A 20080-nucleotide genomic window follows, 5' to 3' on the forward strand; every position below is an offset into this window, starting at 1 on the left:
AATCAGCTACCTTTTTATCCACCAAAAATTTCTATTCTACCTTTACTTGTCCCATCATACCATTATCTTCATGCTCCAATAAATGACAATGGAACATATAGATGCCCTTATCTTGAAACTTCACTGCTAATTTAACTGACTCACCTGGTTCAATGGACACCGTATCCTTCCAGCCCTGTTCATTGGGCGGTGGCGCCTGACCATTAATGGATACAATTTTAAATTGCGTGCCGTGTATATGAAACGGATGGGTCATGCCTCCCATCATATCAGGTTTATTGTAAATTTCCCAAATTTCTGTCACTCCCTGCTGTTGAACAAAATCAATTCTATTCTTATCAAATTGCTTGCCATTAATCGTTACCATCGTCCCCATACCAAATAGCTCTATACGTTTAGATACAGGTAATTGTTGTTCTTCACTAGTTGTAGAGAATTGATTAAATACATCCTGCATCTTCTGTGGAGTAGTGCGTTCATTTGTGATCGTAAACGGTAACAGGACTACACCTTCTTCATTTATCAATGATAAATCAGTGGAAGTACGTAGCTTGGAAAAATCGATGATAATTTCAGCACGTTCACCTGGTGTTAAGGTCAGTTTATTTAGTGGAACAGGGCTATTTAAAAATCCTCCATCTGTGGCGATTTGTTGAAAATTCTCATTTGTACTAAGCTTAAAAGTGAAATTCCGAGCATTGGAGCCGTTCACTAATCGAAGTCGAACAGGCTCTTGGCGGACATGAAGCTTCGGATTGAGCGTACCATTGATGAGTAATGTATCACCAATTGTCCCATCATTATTTTTGAATTGCTGGTAGTTCAATTGCTGTTGATCATCAAACTGGCGGTCCTGAAAGATTAACGGAATATCATTCACGCCATATTCATGAGGTAATCCTAAACGCTGTGAATTTTCATCCTCCACGTAAATCAGTCCTGCCAAGCCTTTATATACCTGCTCAGCCGTCTGTCCTTCTGGGTGAGGATGAAACCATAAAGTAGCTGCTTGCTGGCGGATATTAAAAGTCAGCTGCTTCGATTGACCAGGTTCTATTCGTTCATGAGGGCCACCATCCCCCTCACCTGGTATTTCTAAACCATGCCAATGAAATGTTGTCTCTTTGCTCATTTCATTTGTTGTTGAAAATTGCACAGTTTGTCCCGATTGAATCTGTATCACCGGCCCTAAAAAGGACCCGTTATAGCCATAGGTTTCTGTTTGAACCCCTTGATAAAACTCTGTTGTCCCTTCTTGTGCGACAATTGAATAGTGAGCTGGATTATCTCCATCTGGTTCTAGTAAAGGTGGGATGACCAACTCATTTTCTCCTGTAGAAGGTGCAAGCTGTAAGGGATTTGTATGACTCATATGACCATTTGTCCTATCCATTCCCTCATGAGCCTTGTTCATTGGTTTAGTAGATAATTCGTCAGCTGTTTTACTAGTACTACACCCGCCTATTAGTAAAATCAATAGCGTCAGTAATGAAAACCATACTTTAGATTTCATCTATTTTCCTCCTTTTGTTACAACAAAACGAATGTAACAAAGAAGTATGGAGAAATGATGAAGGTCGTTAAAATCCTGAAAAACCATCGAACAAGGGGCTTAGCCAAATGATGATTCTTGTTAAACCATCGAAAAATAGAATAATGCCTAGCACAATCATAAAATAGCCACCCACTTTTGTGATCATGTGACTATACTTTCGTATCCATGCGAATTTCGTGACAAATTGTGATAGAAGGAAAAATGGGATGGCGAACCCTAACACATAGGCGATCATGTAAAACATACCCATCCCTGGATGCTGGGAAGCCATCATAAAAACTGCCCCCGTAATTGGGCCTGTACAGGGCGTCCAGCCCGCTGCAAAGGCAAGACCAATAAAAAAAGAGCCCAAATAGCCTGTGGGACGATTTTTAAAGGAAAGACGTTTTTCTTGCATTAAAAATTTCGGGGATAAAGCACCTATAATAATTAAACCAAACAGCACAATTAATATAGCCCCAACCTGTCGCAAAACATCTTGGTACTGGAAGAAAAACCACCCCACAACAGATGAGCCATAGCCTAAGAAAATAAAAATCACAGAAAATCCAATTAAAAAGAATAGTGTATGCAACATACCAATCGTTCTTAATTTTTTATTGTCTCCCTGAAGCTCATCCAATGACATTCCTGTAATATAAGAAATAAAAGCTGGATAGAGCGGTAAGGTGCAAGGCGAAATAAAGTTTAAAAACCCTGCGCCAAAGGCTAAAAAAAGATTCATATCTGGATTCATTTTGTTCGCTCCTTACATCTTACAAGTTAAGTTATCCCCCAATATGTAATGGTGTCCATTATACCTAGTAATAGTAACAATATGCCTGCCATTAATTGAATAACTCTCCCCATCTTCATGCTTGTTCGTAAAATGAGACGCTTAGCATCGAAAAGATAAATGAAGAGAAGCATGATGAGTAGTGGTACAGAAGTGGCAACCCCAAAAATACTCGGTAAGATAAACCCATAGGAAGTGCCTGTCACAATGGGCATTAGCCATACAAAAAACAGCACAAACATGGTTGGACAAAAGGCAATAGAGAAACTAGCCCCCATTAAAAAGGAGCCTAATTTGCCCCCTTTCATAACAGGAGGAATAAGATTCGACAGGCGATTTAAAAATTTTAGCTTTAATAAACCTAATAAAACGAGCCCTGTCAGTATCATAATTGGTCCAATGGCCTGACGAAAAATGGGGAAATACAATGTCATTTTAGTTTCAAACGATTGTCCAAATAACCATGCTAAAAAACCAAGTCCGCTAAAAACAACTACTTTTCCAAAAATAAAAAACAGAATATCCTGCCAATTATTTTTCATTTGAAGCGTCCTATTTCCATAAAATGTAACAGCACTCATATTACCGGTTATTTGGCAGGGAGCTAGTGCCCCTATGAGACCTAAAAGAAGCGCCATAGCCCAAGCTGAATGCTCATAGGCATTTAAAAATTGGTTGATTGGCTCACTCATAAATTGACTAATCGCTGACAAAAAACTATACAATTGAAACACCCTCTATCTGTTCATCATTTCAGCTTTAAAACTAGCCAAAACTAGTATAAAGGTTAAATATGAATAAACGGTGCAGAAATCGAACACACCGTTTTGAGAAAACTATGATGTGATCAAAGTATGTCTTTTTGTTGGTAGACGCTATCATACGAATCCACACCGGGAGAGCGATACTAGATATGGTTTCATTGCTCGTGCTATCGCCATCCCTCTTTCGATTTCCAATGAGTATGGCGAAAAATTTATGAGTCTTGAAACCTTTTTTCAAACTGTGCGTATGTATATCTAACAATGTCAGTAGGAGGAATGTAAGAATGTCTTTTTTTCATAAAGCACTAGCAAGTTTTGGAATAGGTTCAGCAACAGTTGATACAAGGTTGGAAAAGGATACTTATCGAGCTGGAGAAGTCATGCGAGGTGAAATCATCGTGCGTGGTGGTCAAGTTGAACAACAAGTGGATTCTATCTATTTATCTATAAATACGACATATATACGAGAGTCCAATGATCATAAACATACAGAGGTGGCCACTCTACAAAAAGTCAAAGTAACAGAGCCTTTTACACTAGCAGCTAGTGAAGAGAAGGTCATTCCCATTTCATTGACACTGCCCTTTGAAACACCCATTAGTGCGGGCAAAACGCAAGTTTGGATTCAAACTGGACTTGATATTAAAAATGCCGTAGACCCAAGTGATAAAGATTATATTCGTGTAGAGCCAACAAGCCTCGCATCACATATACTTGACGCTATAGGGCAATTAGGTTTTCGTTTACGAGAAGCAGAATGTGAACAAGCCCCAGCACGCTTCCGTGGATATTATCCATTTGTACAGGAGTTTGAATTTGTACCAACAGGTTCCTTTAGAGGACATCTAGATGAACTTGAAATAGTTTTCCTCTCGCAGTCCAATCACTCTGCAGAAATTCTATTACAAATTGACCGCAAAGTAAGAGGGATTGGAAGCTTCTTCGCAGAGGCTCTAGAGATGGATGAAAGCTACGTTCGAACAACGATTACGATGCATGATCTACCGACGCTTCCAGAAAAACTTCAACAACTTATTTCAAAGCATATATAAATTCAATAAAAAGTAGTTGAAGAGCACTTCAACTACTTTTTTATCTCCAAGCACACGTATGGAGGAGATGATTTTATGTCATGGCAAAAAAATCGGGTTTTGCTGTGAAAAAGAAAAAAGACTGTAGACAACTCAACATTTTTTTGAGCTCATCTACAGCCTGAACCATTTACCACGTGTAGCTAATAGAAAAGTTATTTCACCGCTTGCTTTACTTTTTCCATAACCTCTTCAGCTGTTGCTACTTGTAACGCCTCAGTCGCTAAAGCTTGCATGTCCTTAACAGACAGACGCTTCAATAAAGAGCGTGTTTTCAAAATGGATGTTGCGCTCATTGAAAATTCATCTAAGCCTAAGCCAAGCAATAAAGGAACTGCTAGCTCGTCGCCTGCCATCTCTCCGCACATCCCTACCCATTTCTGTTCTTGATGGGCGGCATGAATGACCATTTGAATCAAGCGTAAAATAGCTGGATTATAAGGCTGATATAAATAAGATACTTTTTCATTCATACGATCTGCAGCCATTGTATATTGAATTAAATCATTCGTTCCAATGGAGAAAAAGTCCACTTCCTTCGCAAAAACATTAGCCATCACTGCTGTAGCAGGAATTTCAACCATCATACCAATTTCAATGTCAGCACTTACTTCCTCTCCCGCTGCTTTTAGCTTTTCTTGCTCTTCTAACAAAATCGCTTTGGCATCACGGAACTCTTGAATAGTCGCTATCATCGGGAACATAATTTTGAGGTTTCCATATACAGATGCTCGCAGTAGAGCGCGCAATTGCGTACGGAATAATTCCTGTTGCTCTAAGCATAGACGAATGGCACGATGACCAAGGAATGGATTCATTTCCTCCTGTAGCGGTAGATAGGGCAAATGTTTGTCTCCACCAATATCTAGTGTGCGAATGACTACTGGCTTCCCCTGCATTCCCTCAAGAACCGTTTGATAAGCCGTAAATTGCTCATCCTCAGATGGCAGGTTTTCTCTGCCCATATATAAAAACTCTGTACGATATAGGCCAATTCCTTCAGCCCCATGGCGCAATACGCCCTCCAAATCGCCTGGAGAGCCAATATTAGCGGCTAGCTCTACATGTACACCGTCTTTGGACACCGTTTGTTCGTTTACTAAGGTCGACCATTCCGCTTGTTGAGTATGATAGCTTTGGGCTTTTTCTTGATAGCTAACGATCACATCAGCCGTTGGATTGACAAACACTTGACCGGATAAACCATCCACGATTAATATATCTCCATCTTTAATCGTAGTCGTTGCTACACCAGTTCCAACTACTGCTGGAATCTCTAATGAACGTGCCATAATGGCTGAATGAGAGGTGCGCCCCCCAATATCCGTAATAAAGCCTAGGACAAAGTTACGATCCAATTGAGCTGTCTCTGAAGGAGTCAAATCATTAGCTACAATAATCACCTGTTCAGTAATACTACTTGGGTTAGGAATATGTACACCGAGTAAATGTGCTAAAATGCGGTTGGTCACATCTTTAATATCTGAAGCACGTGCACTCATGTATTCATCATCCATACTTTCAAATAACGCCACAAACATTGATGAAACTTCATGTAAGGCAAATTCTGCATTGACTCCTTCATCAGCTATTTTTTGATTGATAGGCCCAATTAATTCTGGGTCCTTCACCACTAATAAATGCGCTTCAAAGATGGCTGCTTCCTCGGCACTGAATTTTTTTAATGTTTGCTGTTTGATGGCCTCTAGCTCTTGCTCCGTTTTGGCAAGGGCAGCGGCTAAACGTTGCTGCTCCGCCTGAACATCTTGAACCGTTGTTTGGCTAAATGTTAAATTCGGCTGTACAAACCGATACGCTTTAGCAATGGCAATGCCGTCTGAAGCGGCAATACCAGCGAGATGTGTCATTGTGCAAGCCCCATTTCTGTCAGTAATGTTGCTAATGCCTCAAATGCTTGATCTTCGTCTTCCCCCTCTACATATAGTGTAAATTGAGAACCTTGCTTTAAAGCTAATCCCATTACGCCAAGAATAGATTTTAAATTCGCTGCTTTTTCTTCAGTACGCACTTCAATTGCGGAAGCGAATGGTGTAGCTTTTGCCACAAGCTGGCTTGCTGGACGTGCATGAATTCCTAACGGATCGATTACTGTAAATTGTTGTGTTTTCATGATTTATTCTCCTCTACTTGTAAATCTGTTAAAATGATGACATTTGGATGTTTGGTTAAAGCACTTGCTGGAATTTCCTCTGTATAATCAGAGGCCAGCACACGCTCTAATACTTCACGCTTAGTTTCTCCCACTGCAATTAACAAAATGCATTTTGCACGCATAATAGATTGAATCCCCATAGTGAACGCTTGCGTGGGCACTTCATTAATCGATGAAAAGAAGCGAGCATTGGCTTGACGAGTCGATTCTTCCAATGTTACAAGATGTGTCAAGGACTCAAATGATGTACCTGGTTCATTGAAGCCAATATGGCCATTTTGTCCGATACCAAGCAATTGAAAGTCTAAGGAATGTTGTTGTAATAGCGCTTCATAGCGAGCTGCTTCCTCTAAAGGATTCGTCGCTAAGCCATTTGGTAAATAAGAAGCTTGGAATGGTTTTTCGTGAAATAAATGCTGATGCATGTAATAGGCATAGCTTTGCTCATGGTTAGCTTCAAGCCCTACATATTCATCCAAATTAAAGCTGATGCAATTCGAAAAATCAATATCTGTTTTACAGATTTTAGCATACAACGGTTCCATCGTTCCACCAGTAGCTAGCCCGAACGTTGTGGACCCATTATTTTTAGCAGCCGCAATGATGGCAACGGCTCGTGCATATAAATCTTCTTTTGAATTAAATCTTTCTATGTTCACCACATATCCTCCTTTTCCTAAGGTCTTAAAAATGAATACGCTGACCATATTGATCAATGAGCTCATCATTATTGGTGTTCCCTAAGTTACTGCTAGCAAATACGGGTAAGCTTGCCCCTTGTTCATGCAGAATTTCAATAATTTGAGCGCATAGAGCATTTAGTAGCGCTGCCCCTAATACGGTAGATACAGGTCCATATTGGAACTCATCAACTGTTAAAACCCCATCCCCTAGTGGTACATGCGTATTTAAAACATCATCCACGATATCCTCTAAACGTTGACCTGAGGGATGGCGTGATGGCTGCTGTTGATAGGCCAATGATTGTAGTGATATCGTATGCGCACCTGCTTCTTTTGCGTAAATCGCCATATCAATTGGTACTGGATTGTTGGCAGAGGTTGAAATGATGATACAAACATCTTTGTCATCAAACTGTAGCTCATCCTTATAAGGAGCTAAAAATGCTTGCTTCTTTTCATTTTGTGAAGATTGCCGGGCTCCCTGATGTAGCATTAAGGATTCAATGTGTATCGGTTTGACTGGAACTAAGCCACCAGCCCTGAAATAACATTCTTGTGCTAATAACATGGAATGACCTGAACCAAATAACTGGATAATGCCTCCCTGTACTAGACGTTTAACGATTAACTGAGCTACACGGTTAATTTGTTCACTTTCTTGTTGTGCCACCATTGTTAAATAGCGATTGACTTGTTGAAAATAGGTATTCATCATCTATCACCTTTTCATTTCAAACATTTCTTCCTAATTGTTTGTCTGCACCCTGATCCGGCCAGCTTTAATCGTTTGATGGAGCAGCAAGTGTTCATCTACAATCACTGCATCCGCATCATAACCTTCTGTAAGCTGCCCTTTGTTCGTTAATTTTAATTGCTGGGCAGCATTATAGCTGGACATTTTCACAAGCTCCTCCAATGTACAATTGGTAATCTGACGCATATTTCGTACTGCTTGATCCATTGTTAAAATACTACCTGCCAATGAACCGTTCGATAAATGTGCGCCTGATTCTGTCACATGCACCAATTGACCACCTAAATCATATTCACCGTAGGGCATACCCTTCGCTCGCATCGCATCCGTTATTAAAATAATGCCGTCTGCCCCCTTCAAGCGATAAGCCATTTCCACAGCTCCTTCATGCATATGAATAAAATCAACAATTAGTTCAGCCTTTATGGCATCTACTAGCAAAACACCACCAACCACACCTGGATCACGATGATGGAATGGACGCATTTGATTGTATAAATGAGTCCCCTGTGATGCACCTAATTGAACAGCTTCCTGCATTTGCTCAAATGTAGCGTCGGAATGACCAATTGATACAATAACGCCACTTTCAGAAAGGCTTTGGACAGCTGCCATTCCATTAGGTTCCTCCGGTGCCAGCGTAATTTGTTTAATTTTTTGACCACTTAATGCTTGCCATTTTTTAATGACTTCCACATCTGGCTGGACAATATAATCAAGTGGCTGAGCTCCTGCACGCTGCTTCGATACGAAAGGTCCCTCAATATGCAGACCAAGTACTTCCGCTTCATCTGACTTTGGCTGAAATTGTGCCACATTGACGATGGCCCGTTCGATTTTGTCAAAGCTTTGGGTCATCGTAGTGGCTAAAAAGCTGGTTGTACCCTCTTTTAATAGTGATTGGGCCATGATATGTAACCCTTCATCAGATGCATCCATCGTATCCATTTGGGCAGACCCGTGAATATGCATGTCAATAAATCCTGGCAATAAAAACTTTCCTGAACCCTCTAATTGATCAACGCCCTGCGCGTGAATATGCTGGGCAATCTGAGCAATTTTGCCGTCCTTCATCCACACATCCATCTGTTCATCTCGACCACTCGCATTGACCACTGTGATGTTCCGAATTATTAAACTCAAGAAAAACATCTCCTCTTCTTGAACAAGGGCTGTTGAAAAGGTATCCATTTGCAATATGATTGCCTATGTTCCCTCTGCACACAGCCCCATGACTTGTTACTTTTTCAATGAAATAATATTGGTAGCGCCTGCTCTTTGGAAACTTGATTTTTCTAACGTAATCTCTTGCCCCATTAGGCTAGTGAAAACGACAGGGGTAATAATGGAAGGCACTTGTTCCTTTATTTTTGTGATGTCTGCTTTTAATAATGCCTCTCCACGTTTAATTGTTTGACCATCTGATACAAGCATGTCAAAGCCCTCACCATTCAGTGTTACAGTATCTAAACCGACATGAATTAATAATTCTACACCAGTTTCAGATTTTAAACCGATCGCATGCTTCGTTGGGAAAATCATCACCACTTGACCGTCAAACGGTGCATAAACAGTTCCATCTGTTGGACGAATCCCAAAACCAGGACCCATCAGGCCAGCAGAGAATGCTTCATCCGGTACTTCTGATAACGGTAATAAATCCCCTGTCATTGGCATTTCAAAATCATGGAAAGTTGTTGTTGCGTCACTTTTTACTTCTGCTGTCGCTACAGGCTGTTCTGTCAGCAACTGGGCATTAGCAGGTGCTGGGTTGCCTTTTTGCAGACGTTCTTTCATAGCCTCCGCTAAAAACTCAACAGATGTTCCAATAATTACTTGTACATTGGTTTTACTAATACGCATAACACCTCGCGCACCTGTTTGCTTCAATGTTTTCTCATCCACGACACTGGCATCCTGTACGGACATACGTAAACGAGTCGTGCAGTAATCCACTTGCTGAATATTCTCTTTACCACCTAATGCTTCAATTGTGTAGTAGGCACGTACATCAATATCATCGGAAATGGCTGAATTTGATTCCCCATCCTCTTCCTCATCATCTTCACGTCCTGGTGTCTTTAAGTCCAGTTTTTTAATCAAGAAATAAAAGACGACAAAATATATGGCCCCAAAGCCTAAACCTAATGGTAGAAGCATTAATGGTTTATCGGCCAAACCTAAGTTTAGCAAGTAGTCAATTAACCCTGCTGAGAATCCAAAGCCATCACGGAACCCAACCATATAGGCAACTGCAAGGGAAATACCTGTTAATACTGCATGGATACCATAAAGAACAGGTGATAAGAACATGAATGAAAATTCAATCGGCTCCGTCACACCTGTTAAAAAGGCTGTTAAAGCGATAGATACGAACATTCCACCCACAATCGGTCGTTTTTCTTTTTTCGCTGTGAAATACATCGCAAGACAAGCTGCTGGTAAACCGAACATCATTATTGGGAAGAAACCAGCTTGGAAATGTCCAGCTGTTGGATCGCCTGCTAAGAAACGATGGATATCCCCTTTCACAATTTCACCCGCGGCATTCGTAAATTCACCGAAATCAAACCAAATAACCGTATTGATTACATGGTGAAGACCAACTGGTATTAATAGACGGTTGAAGAAACCATACATCCCAACGCCAAGTGATCCTGCACCGATCATCCAATTGCCGACAGCATCAATACCGCCCTGAATTGGTCCCCAAGCAATGGCTAAAATGCTCCCTAAAATCGCCATAGTGATGGACGTGATAATTGGTACAAACCGCCGTCCACCAAAGAATGATAACCATTCTGGAAATTTCACATTATAATATTTGTTATACAGTAAGCCTGCCGTAATACCGGCAATAATACCACCAAACACACCCATATTTAATTCTTCATTAACCGTCCCTAAAACGGCTACTAATACGAGGTGAGCAATCGCACCTGCAAGAGCTGCTCCCCCACTGCTATCATGTGCTAACCCCATCGCAATACCAATCGCAAAAATAATAGGTAAATTGCCTAGTATAGCATTCCCAGAAGCGGCCATAATACTAGCAATGTACTGAATGGCTTCATTCGGCACTGCTCCAAGCATATCCCCAGAACCTAAACGCAAAAGCAAGGCTGCTGCCGGTAATGTCGCGATTGGAAACATAAGTGACTTACCGATTTTTTGTAAGAAAGCAAACATTCTTTATCCCCCTTTGGTATAGTTGTCTAGACCACTTTTATGAAAAAAAAGCGTTTTCATTAAGTTGCTATTATTATAGGCGCAATTTGAAAAAAAATAAATACTTTTTTAATAATTCTTGATGTAAAAAAACCGTACCCTAATAAAGCATTAGGGCACAGTTCTTCTTTAAATTATGCAGTAACGTCTCGTTTCATAAAGGATGTATAACTAATCACTAGGAAAATTACAGCATAAATAGCTAATACAGTTAGCGAGAAAGGCATTGTCATATCTGGAACCATTAACATATCTTTTTCATACTGAGTTAAATCTGCATGTGTTAGCCAAATGTATTTGACAATGTCGTATCTACTTAAGAACATAATGATCATGCCACCTGTAAATGACAGGAACATCGTTAAGCCGATTGCTAATGAGCTCGAACGGAATACTGAACCAACTAAAAAGGCAAATAATGTAGACATAACAAAATCACCGCCAGATAATAGATAATGGTAGGCTAAATCATTCCATACTGCCTTTTCAGCCACCTGACCATTAACAATCTCTAATTCCACACCTGAGCCTACACCAAATAATACTAAACCTACAATTGCACTCACAACTACATTTACAGCAACTAAAAACAAACCGAATAAGAAGGTCGTCAATAATTTAGACGTTAACACCTTCGCACGGGACATAGGACGAGTCAACAGCATTTTAATAGTACCTGTTGAAAATTCGCTGGAGACAATACTTGCGGCAGTAATCACCGTAAATAAAGTGACAAGTGTTAGCATATTGCTTGTAAAGGACATAAAGCTTGCAAGGCTGCTATCTTCTTGACTCGGCGCATCATGGGCTAATCGGTACTCCGAAATAGCAATTCGCTCTTCAAAAAATGCTTTGTCTTCCTCGGATATGTCCTCCTCTGCCAGCATTGCCTTATTATTTTGGATAGACTGCTGCTCTATCTCCTGCCATGATCCCTCATCTGACGATTTACCCTCATAATATTTCATGATGCCGCCAGGAACTAGAATGACAAGGACAAGCATAGCGACCATTGCCCACGTCCCTTTTTTATGCCATAATTTCATCCATTCATTTTGAATTAGCTTCAGCAATTTGTCCGCCTCCAGTCATTTCTAAGAATTGATCCTCTAATGTTTTCTGATGTGGCTGTACGGCAAATAGTTGCATACCTGCTTGCACAAGCCCTAATGTCAATGCAGGAACATCCTCTTTCTTCAATTCAATTACATAGCCTTGTTTTATTTCCTCAAACTTGTAATCATGTTGTGCCAGATGGGCAGAAACCTGCTCTTGTGGCTGTGCTTCCACATAGTAAAACGACGTGCTTTCATTATGAATTTCACGAATGTCGATTAGCTTCCCATTTTGAATGACGGCCACTCGATCACACATTAGCTCAATTTCAGATAATAAGTGACTGGATACAAAAACCGACACGTTATCTTCTGCCGCAATTTTGCGAAGGTACATACGGAATTCGCGAATACCAGCTGGGTCTAAACCATTCGTTGGTTCATCTAATATTAGAAATTTTGGTCGATGTAATAGCGCCTGAGCAAGCCCTAGTCGTTGACGCATACCAAGAGAATACGTTGCAACCTTTTCATGGATACGATTTTCTAGACCAACCTGTTTAACGACCTCCATGATTCGTTCCTTTGAAACATTTTTATGCATACGTGCAAAATGCAATAAATTTTTATAGCCCGACATAAATTTATACATTTCTGGATTTTCGACAATCACACCAACCTTGCTAATCGCTTCCTCATAATGCTCCTGTAGCGATAGTCCATCAATGATGACCTTGCCCTCTGTTGGATGCATAAGGCCCGTCATCATACGAATCGTTGTTGTTTTCCCTGCCCCATTGGGTCCTAAAAAACCTGTAATTTGTCCTGGATATAAATCAATGTTTAATTGTTGTATTAATTGCTTTCCACGAATGGTTTTCGATAGATTTTGCAATTGAACAATTGGTTCTGTCATATTTATTCACCCTTTCTTTTTAGTTACGCCTGAGCCTTTATCGTTAAAAGTGTTGGCGATCGTTATCATTGGAAGAATGACCATAAAAACCTTTCATCCATTGAACCGCATCTTTATTGGTCACATCACGCAATGTCTCTACGTCTTCATAAGCTGTGATAGAGCCAGCTTTTAATAAAATAATTTGATCTAAAATAGGTTCAACCTCATATAATTCATGCGTAGACAGCAAAATCGTTTGATTTTCAATGTCCGTAAATTGAATTAAACCTTTAATGAGCTGCTCTCGCACAATGGGGTCTAGCCCAGCAAATGGTTCATCCATTAAATAATAAGGAACTTCTCGGCCCAGTGTAGCAGCCATTTTCATACGTCCACGATTCCCTTTTGATAATTGACGTAGCTTCTTATTTTTATCCACCTGTAAAAATTCAGCTACTATACATGCCTTATCATAGGAAAAGTCTTCAAATTGAGAAGCGTAGTGCTGAAAGAGCTGTTCCCCCGTATAATAATCAAAAAACAAATCAGTATCTGGTAAATAAGCAATTTGATCCGCACTTCGTCGAGTAATTGGTTGACCATTCAATACCACTTCACCAGTTGAGGAGCGTAATAAGCCAGCTAAAACTTTGAGAAGTGTAGATTTACCACTACCATTTTCCCCAACGAGCCCAATGATCTGTCCAATAGGAAAGGAAAAGGATAAATCCTGTAAAATGGGCTTATTCTTATACTGAAAAGACACATTTAATAGCTGTAACATTCCTTCACCTCATGCTTTATTTTTTAATACAACGAGCATTTCTTCTTTCGAAAATCCCAACGCCTCGATAGATGTTAAAAAACTTTCGGCTAACTTATTTTTCATATCATCTCGTAATCCTTCGATGCGTTCCTCATTAGTCGTAATAAAAGTACCCTGTCCTCGTTTGGTTTCCGTTATATTCATTGCCTCTAACTCCTTATAGACTCGTTGCACCGTATTAACATTGACACCCGTTTCGACTGCATATTCCCTTACAGAGGGCAGTCGATCTCCAAGCAATATCTGCCCCTTTAAAATGTCCCCGCATATCCGATCGACAAGCTGACTATAAATTGGTTTATCACGTGAAAAATCCATCGTCATCGTAATACCACCTTTTCAAGCCACTTGGATGCCGTTAAAAAAAGCAGTACGATGAGTAAAATAGAAGCTACTTCTTCAACAATATAAATAGAGCCCAGCCTCCATTCCATCGTTGTCGTTGCTTTTACTTTGGGTAAAAACGGTTCTAATTTGCTTAACGAAATGGCGCCACGGTGGAAAACCGTGTCATAAAACTGACTCTCCGTTATTCGTACCCAAGCCGATGTGGTAAGTCCAAAAGCAACCATCGTCAATACAATGGAAAAACGCCCAATCACATGCTTCAATTGCAAGTAAAAAGCTAAAAAGAACAACAGCAAAACAAATAACATAAATTGGAAAATAGTTAACGCAATCACAATTCCTATTAAAACGAATACGATTTGTCCAATATTTGCGATAAACTCTTCTTTTATATTAAAGATGGCAATACCCACAAAGAGCGTATTAAAAAGCGCATAGCCTATGAGCGAACAGACCATCTTGGCTCCTACTAGCTTTGTGATGGAACTAGTGGAATGGAGCCAGCTTTCCTTAGCTTTAATATCCAAACGCATACTCGCTAAAAATTGTAAAACAGAATAAAATCCACCTACAAAAAGGACAAGAAGCGTAAAGGCAAATGCTAGCTGATTTTCTTTAGGGAAGAGATCAACAAATTGATGTAATCCATAGGGAACGATCCAAGAAAACATAATTCCCGCAAATATCCCCATTAAAAACCATGAGCGGTAAAGTACCCATTCTTTTTTTAAAAGTCCTACAAAACTTTTCATGCTCAACACCTCGTGTCATAGTGTACTAGTCAGATATTACACTATGACTTCTTTATTTTCAAGTACCAAATACAAGAAAAAGGAAATGAGAGCCTCGTTTGATTAAAATGAAACATTTAACTTGTATAGCATGAGCTCTCTTCAGCTATCAATAAAGTCTAAAACAGAATACATTGCGAGGACACAAAGACAACAAAAGGCAGAACCAAAATGGAAAAAATGGTGCTATTTTACTACTATATTGAGTTTACAAATAGAGGGGGCATTCAAGGGCAAAAATTCCGACTCGGTATTGAAGGAGATGACATATCCGAAGTTAGCCCAATATATTGTAGAGGATATGAGATTGCTAATGGTTGATAGAGTAAGCATTCTTAACAAGAAAATGATGAATGAAAAACTTAAAAGACAAACCAAAAAGGAGAAATTAGGACGTACAGATTAGTCCGAAGAGTGCTATTAATTCCACTATCATGAAGTAAAAAAAAGAAGAGCCCTTTTTAGGACTCTTCTAAGACTGTAGACAAACTCAAAAAATTTGAGAGATTGCCTACAGTCTTTTTTGTTTTACAATGAAATAAAGTAAAGTCGTTGATTTTCACTACGGGCGGACGCTTTCCGCGGGCGGGGTCGAGCTGCTTCCCTCGCCTCGCTCAGTCCAGGATCTCGACTTTCCCGCTTATCCCGCAGGAGTCGCCGCCCATCGTTCCCATCAACTTCTACATAAAGTACTTACTTTATCTACATAGAGTGTTGAAAAGTAAATTTTTGAGGTGATAAACGATGATGACGAAGAATCCATCCAATGAACGAGAACAATTAGAAATGTTAACGATTGATCAATTAGTTCCCAACAATCATTTAGTGCGAAAACTAGAGGCTGCTATTGATTTTTCATTTATCTATCCTTTAGTCGAACAGCTCTATTTACCTAATGGGCGTCCTAGTACTGATCCTGTTGTTCTCTTTAAAATGACGTTTATTCAGTACGTTTTTGGTATTCGATCCATGCAGGCGATGCTTACTTTTGCTGCCATGAATTAATTTAAAGAAACTAGCTACTTGGACGTGGCAGACAGCTTAAGAGAGCATTTATGCTCGAAGAGTATGTTGGATACAGCAATGATTTACCAAATATTGAAAATGAAAGAGAAAGAAAAATGACAAAAGCCATCGAGAATACATTTCTCGATGACTTTTGTCTACAGTCTGAGAAGAGCCCTTTTTACGACTCTTTTCATCGCTACACCATTTTGCCTACAACTTTCACTTTTAATCTTGTTGCGTTTTCTGGATGATACGCTAATGGTGTTTCTTCCACTTCAACCAATTCGATTGTTTCCGCAAGGGCACCTGCTAATACAGCTTGTTTTACTGCTTTATTTTGTGCATCCTCTAAAGATTCCTCCCGAGGTTCTTTAGAATAAATATAAATTTGCTCGTATTGCCCACTAATTTGTGCAATGGATGCTCCAATCGCATTTGCCACACCGCCAAACTCTGATTTAACAATAGTAGAAACACCTTGAATTTTTTCTGGCACAATAATACTACCACCGCCCACTAAAACAAGCGATACATCCTCTGATGATGTTTTCATTTTATCAATGGCTTGTTCTAGTAATGAAGAAATTTCTTCTTGAACGGCTTTAGCGAATGCTTCATCTATATGTGCCACTAAATTTCGATCTCCTACTTCTGCAAGACCTAAACGGACGGCAATATCTGTGGTTGTCATAGTTGACCCACCAAATACTAATGCCTCTTCACTAATTTTATAACCGACACTATCGGGGCCAACGGTAATTTTATTTTCCTTCACTCGAACGATACTACCACCACCTAGCCCGACTGAAATAATGTCAGGCATTCTAAAGTTGGTGCGGATGTCCCCTACCTCCACTGCGACTGAAGATTCTCGGGGGAATCCATCTTGTAACACGCCAATATCCGAAGTCGTACCACCTACATCTAATACCATTGTATTTTGAATTTGTGATAAATACGAAGCCCCTCTTATACTATTAGTAGGCCCACAAGCAATCGTCAAGATTGGGAATTGCTTTGCATAGTCGATGGACATTAATGTTCCGTCATTCTGACATAGGTACACGTCTACATTGAAAATACCCTCCGCTTGAAGTGCCTGAATAAAGCCCTGTGTTGTCGTCTCAATGACCTTGCATAAAGCGGCATTTAAAATCGTTGCATTTTCACGTTCAATTAAGCCTACAGAGCCAATTAGTGATGAGCAAGAAACCGGGAAATCTTCCCCATAGATCGCTCGAATCCAGTCACGAACCTGCAATTCTTGATCATTTTTAATAGATGAAAAGACACCTACAATGGCAATTGATTCTACCTGGTCACGCCACTCTTCTAAGAGCTTTGTAATCTCTGCGTGATTAAGCGCACTCAATAGCTGGCCATCGTATTCATAGCCTCCATGTGCGATTGCATAATTCCCTGATAATTTATCAATCATATCGGAAGGCCAAGCTGTATAAGGTAGCACCGAGGCTGTAGCTGGATAACCTAGTCGAATAACACCAACCCTTGCTAGCTTTTTACGCTCAACAATGGCATTGGTGCATTGTGTTGTCCCTAGCATGGCATGTGTAATTTTCGTTTTATCAATGTTTGCACCTTGTAATAATTGCTGCAATGATTGTTCAATACCTGATTTAATATCTAAACTTGTCGGTGACTTCACACTATAAATTAGCTGACTATTATAATCTAAAAGAATAGCATCTGTATTTGTTCCACCTACGTCAATTCCAATCTTATACATGTTCAGCTACCCCCTTTTTCACCAATTCTTCAATTGGCACGAAATCATAATTATAGCCAAAGTATTTTGGTCCTGCAGTTTCTATCCCTTTTGCTGTGCGCCATTTTTCATGTGATGGTAAACCAATTACGCGCACACGTTTGCCATATTTTAAACTTTCTGTCGTCACAGGCAACAAGGTTTCAAAATCGACTAAACAAATCAGGTCTGGTGTCATCGCAACAACTTGATCGTTCTTTTCTGCCAGTAAATTTTCATTTTGGAAATGAACCTTCATCTGACCCTCTTTATAGCCATCAATTCCTTCTAGAAGCATTTTCCCTAAGTTAAAGCCACCCTTCGTTTCGCGAATTACATCGACAATTTTCCCTTGAAATAGCTCGTACCCTGCAATGAGCTTTAAAAGGCTTGCAAGCTTATCGTTCACCTCTTGATCTTTAGAGGCAATAATTTCACCGATTTTTTCAGAAAGTGTCACAATATGATGCACACCACTTTTCTTTAGTTGAGCACCAGTTGTTGGATACAGGCTCACCAAAGAGCTAGCGCCCATTTCAACAGTAGCGGCGCGGGCGATACGCTCTGTCCATTTATTATCAATCGTTTCAAAAATGCCTATATTGCCTTTTTCATCTGTGATGGCCATAGGCGTTGCGGAAATACCATCTAAGTTAAACGTCACCATTTGCAGCTCTGGGAATGCCCGCCCCATACCATCGCAATCAATCAAAGGTAAACCTAGCTGTGCAGCCACCACAATTGGAATCATTGAATTGACCCCACCCGCTTCCATCGGGTATGTACCGGCAATTTTATCTTTCCCTAAATACTGCGCAAGCTTTTGGAAAACTTTTACAAACTCATCACCACGAGGAAATTTCTCGACTAAAACTGATGGTGCTCCCATCATAGCTGCGGGAATGAAAAAATCCTCATCTTCAATTTCCTTCACGGAATACAGCCTAACAGGACCATTTTTTTCAATGGCAGAAAGCGCCATTAATTTCCCAATATACGGATCTCCGCCACCACCTGTTCCTAAAAATGCTGCACCTATAGCTATATGTTCAATAGCCGCTTGATCTAAATATCTCATCTATGTTCCTCCAATATGGCAGTTTTTTGTACGGATACACGATACCCAATATAATAAATAAGAAATGAAATAATAATGCCGATCATCGGTTGATTAGGTAATGTCGGCAATCCAGGAACGAAAGAGAATACAACGGGCATACAGGCAATCACTGCCCCTACTAGCCAAGAAAACACCCCTAAGCGATTAACGCCTTCTACCTCAGCCCAGCTATCTTTATGTCCTTTATGGATAACCCAATAAGAAGCAATCATGACACCTGCAACAGGTGGAATCATCGCGGATAGAATGGACATAATCGGTGTGAAGTAATTTAAAATCCCTACGACTGCTAAAATCGTACCGATTGTCCCAGCAACAAAAATCGCCATTCTCTCTTTGTTTTTTGCTACGTCAAATACATTAATTAAGGCAATACCGCCTGAAATTGCATTGACCAAATTGGTTTTCCAAGTGGCTAAAATTAAGCCAACCCCGCCGATAAATGGTGTAGCAATATGCAAAAAGACTGCGGTAATGTCACTTGTTTGATAAGCAATTGTTAAAATAGCTCCTACGCCAATCATTAACACTCCAGCAGGAATAATTCCTAACGTAGCGGCCTTGAAAACATCCGAACGTTTTTTGGAATATTGCGAATAATCACCCGCTATGACTGCCCCTAATGCGAATGAACCAATGGTCACTGCTAAACCATCCATAAAACTCATATTTCCTTGTGGCTCATAAGCACGAATGAACTCAAGCTGCTCCCCTGTTAATGTTTGGACTAAACCATATACACAAATAATGACTAATAATGGGACAGCAATATAGCTTAATATACGTAATACCTTCATGCCATATATAGCAGAGACCACCATGACCATACCACTTATGAACGATGCTAGAGGAACCGGTATATTCAAGTGATAGATGGCTAGCAAATTCGCTAAGGCAACCCCACAAACATTAGCCTGAATACCAAACCACCCTAAGCAAGCGATTGCTAGGATAATAGATAAAATCGTACGAGAGCCTTTTTTACCAAACACTTGCCCAGCGACATGGACAGTCGGCCTACCTAAATCACTACTTTGCATTCCTTGTAATACCATAATGAAGACGACGATTGCGTAGCCTACAAATGCTACAGCCAGTGCCTTCGATAAGCTCATACTTGTAATGAGTGTATTTCCTACCAATAAACTAGGAATACATATCATGGCACCACCCCAAATAATCCCTAAGCTATACCATGATTGAACATTGTTGTCATTTCTCAAGCGACTCCCTCCTTATACTTAGT

The 20080-nt window shown here is 40.1% G+C and carries 18 protein-coding genes and 1 pseudogene; 2 read left to right on the top strand and 17 right to left on the bottom strand.

Annotated elements, in window-relative coordinates; all coding sequences use genetic code 11:
• Nucleotides 1-31: 31 nt before the first annotated feature.
• From ACOZBY_RS13150 to ACOZBY_RS13160, 3 genes are all read right to left on the bottom strand, one after another.
• On the bottom strand, nt 32-1513 hold the full coding sequence (locus tag ACOZBY_RS13150; protein WP_422762459.1) for a multicopper oxidase family protein: 1482 nt from the start codon (nt 1511-1513) through the stop codon (nt 32-34).
• 67 nt (nt 1514-1580) lie between these two features.
• Entirely contained in the window at nt 1581-2291 is a 711-nt protein-coding gene (locus ACOZBY_RS13155; RefSeq protein WP_031419731.1) for a cytochrome c biogenesis CcdA family protein, read from the bottom strand.
• Nucleotides 2292-2317: 26 nt separating this feature from the next.
• A complete protein-coding gene (locus ACOZBY_RS13160) occupies nt 2318-3055 on the bottom strand; it encodes a sulfite exporter TauE/SafE family protein (RefSeq protein ID WP_207889840.1) in 738 nt (245 codons plus the stop codon).
• Between the two features lie 323 nt (nt 3056-3378).
• Here ACOZBY_RS13160 and ACOZBY_RS13165 point away from each other — a divergent pair, with 323 nt between their 5' ends.
• Nucleotides 3379-4146: a sporulation protein gene (locus tag ACOZBY_RS13165; RefSeq protein ID WP_012294001.1), complete on the top strand. Its 768-nt coding sequence runs from the start codon at nt 3379-3381 to the stop codon at nt 4144-4146.
• Between the two features lie 194 nt (nt 4147-4340).
• Here ACOZBY_RS13165 and ptsP read toward each other — a convergent pair whose 3' ends face one another.
• From ptsP to ACOZBY_RS13220, 11 genes are all read right to left on the bottom strand, one after another.
• Complete coding sequence (ptsP, locus tag ACOZBY_RS13170) at nt 4341-6053, bottom strand: phosphoenolpyruvate--protein phosphotransferase (RefSeq protein WP_422762460.1); 1713 nt, start codon at nt 6051-6053, stop codon at nt 4341-4343.
• Nucleotides 6050-6316 carry an HPr family phosphocarrier protein gene (locus ACOZBY_RS13175; protein ID WP_012293998.1) on the bottom strand — a complete coding sequence of 89 codons (267 nt, stop codon included), beginning with the start codon at nt 6314-6316 and terminating at the stop codon, nt 6050-6052. Before ACOZBY_RS13175 ends, ptsP begins: the two co-directional genes overlap by 4 nt.
• Entirely contained in the window at nt 6313-7065 is a 753-nt protein-coding gene (locus tag ACOZBY_RS13180) for a glucosamine-6-phosphate deaminase (protein ID WP_422762519.1), read from the bottom strand. Before ACOZBY_RS13180 ends, ACOZBY_RS13175 begins: the two co-directional genes overlap by 4 nt.
• Nucleotides 7043-7753 (bottom strand): sugar isomerase domain-containing protein, encoded by a 711-nt coding sequence (locus tag ACOZBY_RS13185; protein WP_031419726.1) that lies wholly within the window; start codon nt 7751-7753, stop codon nt 7043-7045. Before ACOZBY_RS13185 ends, ACOZBY_RS13180 begins: the two co-directional genes overlap by 23 nt.
• A 33-nt stretch (nt 7754-7786) precedes the next feature.
• Nucleotides 7787-8938: an N-acetylglucosamine-6-phosphate deacetylase gene (gene nagA / locus ACOZBY_RS13190; protein WP_036170285.1), complete on the bottom strand. Its 1152-nt coding sequence runs from the start codon at nt 8936-8938 to the stop codon at nt 7787-7789.
• Nucleotides 8939-9034: 96 nt separating this feature from the next.
• Nucleotides 9035-10984, bottom strand: coding sequence for an N-acetylglucosamine-specific PTS transporter subunit IIBC (gene nagE / locus ACOZBY_RS13195; RefSeq protein ID WP_036166379.1), 1950 nt, complete (start codon nt 10982-10984; stop codon nt 9035-9037).
• A gap of 173 nt (nt 10985-11157) precedes the next feature.
• Nucleotides 11158-12096: an ABC transporter permease gene (locus ACOZBY_RS13200; protein ID WP_036161327.1), complete on the bottom strand. Its 939-nt coding sequence runs from the start codon at nt 12094-12096 to the stop codon at nt 11158-11160.
• The gene (locus tag ACOZBY_RS13205; protein WP_422762461.1) at nt 12074-12994 is read right to left on the bottom strand and encodes an ABC transporter ATP-binding protein; all 921 of its coding nucleotides are present in this window, start codon (nt 12992-12994) and stop codon (nt 12074-12076) included. Before ACOZBY_RS13205 ends, ACOZBY_RS13200 begins: the two co-directional genes overlap by 23 nt.
• Before the next feature lie 43 nt (nt 12995-13037).
• Nucleotides 13038-13760 (bottom strand): ATP-binding cassette domain-containing protein, encoded by a 723-nt coding sequence (locus tag ACOZBY_RS13210; RefSeq protein ID WP_012293991.1) that lies wholly within the window; start codon nt 13758-13760, stop codon nt 13038-13040.
• Nucleotides 13761-13769: 9 nt separating this feature from the next.
• The gene (locus ACOZBY_RS13215; protein ID WP_012293990.1) at nt 13770-14126 is read right to left on the bottom strand and encodes a GntR family transcriptional regulator; all 357 of its coding nucleotides are present in this window, start codon (nt 14124-14126) and stop codon (nt 13770-13772) included.
• Entirely contained in the window at nt 14123-14902 is a 780-nt protein-coding gene (locus ACOZBY_RS13220; RefSeq protein WP_422762462.1) for a hypothetical protein, read from the bottom strand. The genes ACOZBY_RS13215 and ACOZBY_RS13220 overlap by 4 nt, the downstream gene beginning before the upstream one ends.
• Before the next feature lie 783 nt (nt 14903-15685).
• Between ACOZBY_RS13220 and ACOZBY_RS13225 the strand changes: the two are divergent.
• A pseudogene (locus ACOZBY_RS13225) lies at nt 15686-15916 on the top strand (transposase); the annotation flags it as partial.
• A 229-nt stretch (nt 15917-16145) separates the two neighbouring features.
• Here the strand turns inward: ACOZBY_RS13225 and ACOZBY_RS13230 are convergent.
• Genes ACOZBY_RS13230 through ACOZBY_RS13240 form a run of 3 tightly spaced genes read right to left on the bottom strand, consistent with a single transcriptional unit; the run spans nt 16146 to nt 20057 of the window.
• Nucleotides 16146-17696, bottom strand: a complete 1551-nt coding sequence (locus ACOZBY_RS13230) for a hydantoinase/oxoprolinase N-terminal domain-containing protein (protein WP_031419667.1) — start codon at nt 17694-17696, stop codon at nt 16146-16148.
• Nucleotides 17689-18792, bottom strand: coding sequence for a DUF917 domain-containing protein (locus ACOZBY_RS13235; RefSeq protein ID WP_422762463.1), 1104 nt, complete (start codon nt 18790-18792; stop codon nt 17689-17691). The genes ACOZBY_RS13230 and ACOZBY_RS13235 overlap by 8 nt, the downstream gene beginning before the upstream one ends.
• Nucleotides 18789-20057: a cytosine permease gene (locus tag ACOZBY_RS13240; protein WP_012293984.1), complete on the bottom strand. Its 1269-nt coding sequence runs from the start codon at nt 20055-20057 to the stop codon at nt 18789-18791. The genes ACOZBY_RS13235 and ACOZBY_RS13240 overlap by 4 nt, the downstream gene beginning before the upstream one ends.
• Between the last annotated feature and the right edge of the window lie 23 nt (nt 20058-20080).

The sequence above is a fragment of the Lysinibacillus sp. NPDC056220 genome, assembly GCF_049315265.1.
GTDB lineage: Bacteria > Bacillota > Bacilli > Bacillales_A > Planococcaceae > Lysinibacillus > Lysinibacillus pinottii.

Excerpts from the sequence above, each read along its gene's own strand:
- ACOZBY_RS13150 (WP_422762459.1), bottom strand. The coding sequence starts at position 1,513 with ATGAAATCTAAAGTATGGTTTTCATTACTGACGCTATTGATTTTACTA.
- ACOZBY_RS13155 (WP_031419731.1), bottom strand. The coding sequence starts at position 2,291 with ATGAATCCAGATATGAATCTTTTTTTAGCCTTTGGCGCAGGGTTTTTA.
- ACOZBY_RS13165 (WP_012294001.1), top strand. The coding sequence starts at position 3,379 with ATGTCTTTTTTTCATAAAGCACTAGCAAGTTTTGGAATAGGTTCAGCA.
- ptsP (WP_422762460.1), bottom strand. The coding sequence starts at position 6,053 with ATGACACATCTCGCTGGTATTGCCGCTTCAGACGGCATTGCCATTGCT.
- ACOZBY_RS13175 (WP_012293998.1), bottom strand. The coding sequence starts at position 6,316 with ATGAAAACACAACAATTTACAGTAATCGATCCGTTAGGAATTCATGCA.
- ACOZBY_RS13180 (WP_422762519.1), bottom strand. The coding sequence starts at position 7,065 with ATGGTCAGCGTATTCATTTTTAAGACCTTAGGAAAAGGAGGATATGTG.
- ACOZBY_RS13185 (WP_031419726.1), bottom strand. The coding sequence starts at position 7,753 with ATGAATACCTATTTTCAACAAGTCAATCGCTATTTAACAATGGTGGCA.
- nagE (WP_036166379.1), bottom strand. The coding sequence starts at position 10,984 with ATGTTTGCTTTCTTACAAAAAATCGGTAAGTCACTTATGTTTCCAATC.
- ACOZBY_RS13205 (WP_422762461.1), bottom strand. The coding sequence starts at position 12,994 with ATGACAGAACCAATTGTTCAATTGCAAAATCTATCGAAAACCATTCGT.
- ACOZBY_RS13210 (WP_012293991.1), bottom strand. The coding sequence starts at position 13,760 with ATGTTACAGCTATTAAATGTGTCTTTTCAGTATAAGAATAAGCCCATT.
- ACOZBY_RS13215 (WP_012293990.1), bottom strand. The coding sequence starts at position 14,126 with ATGACGATGGATTTTTCACGTGATAAACCAATTTATAGTCAGCTTGTC.
- ACOZBY_RS13220 (WP_422762462.1), bottom strand. The coding sequence starts at position 14,902 with ATGAAAAGTTTTGTAGGACTTTTAAAAAAAGAATGGGTACTTTACCGC.
- ACOZBY_RS13230 (WP_031419667.1), bottom strand. The coding sequence starts at position 17,696 with ATGTATAAGATTGGAATTGACGTAGGTGGAACAAATACAGATGCTATT.
- ACOZBY_RS13235 (WP_422762463.1), bottom strand. The coding sequence starts at position 18,792 with ATGAGATATTTAGATCAAGCGGCTATTGAACATATAGCTATAGGTGCA.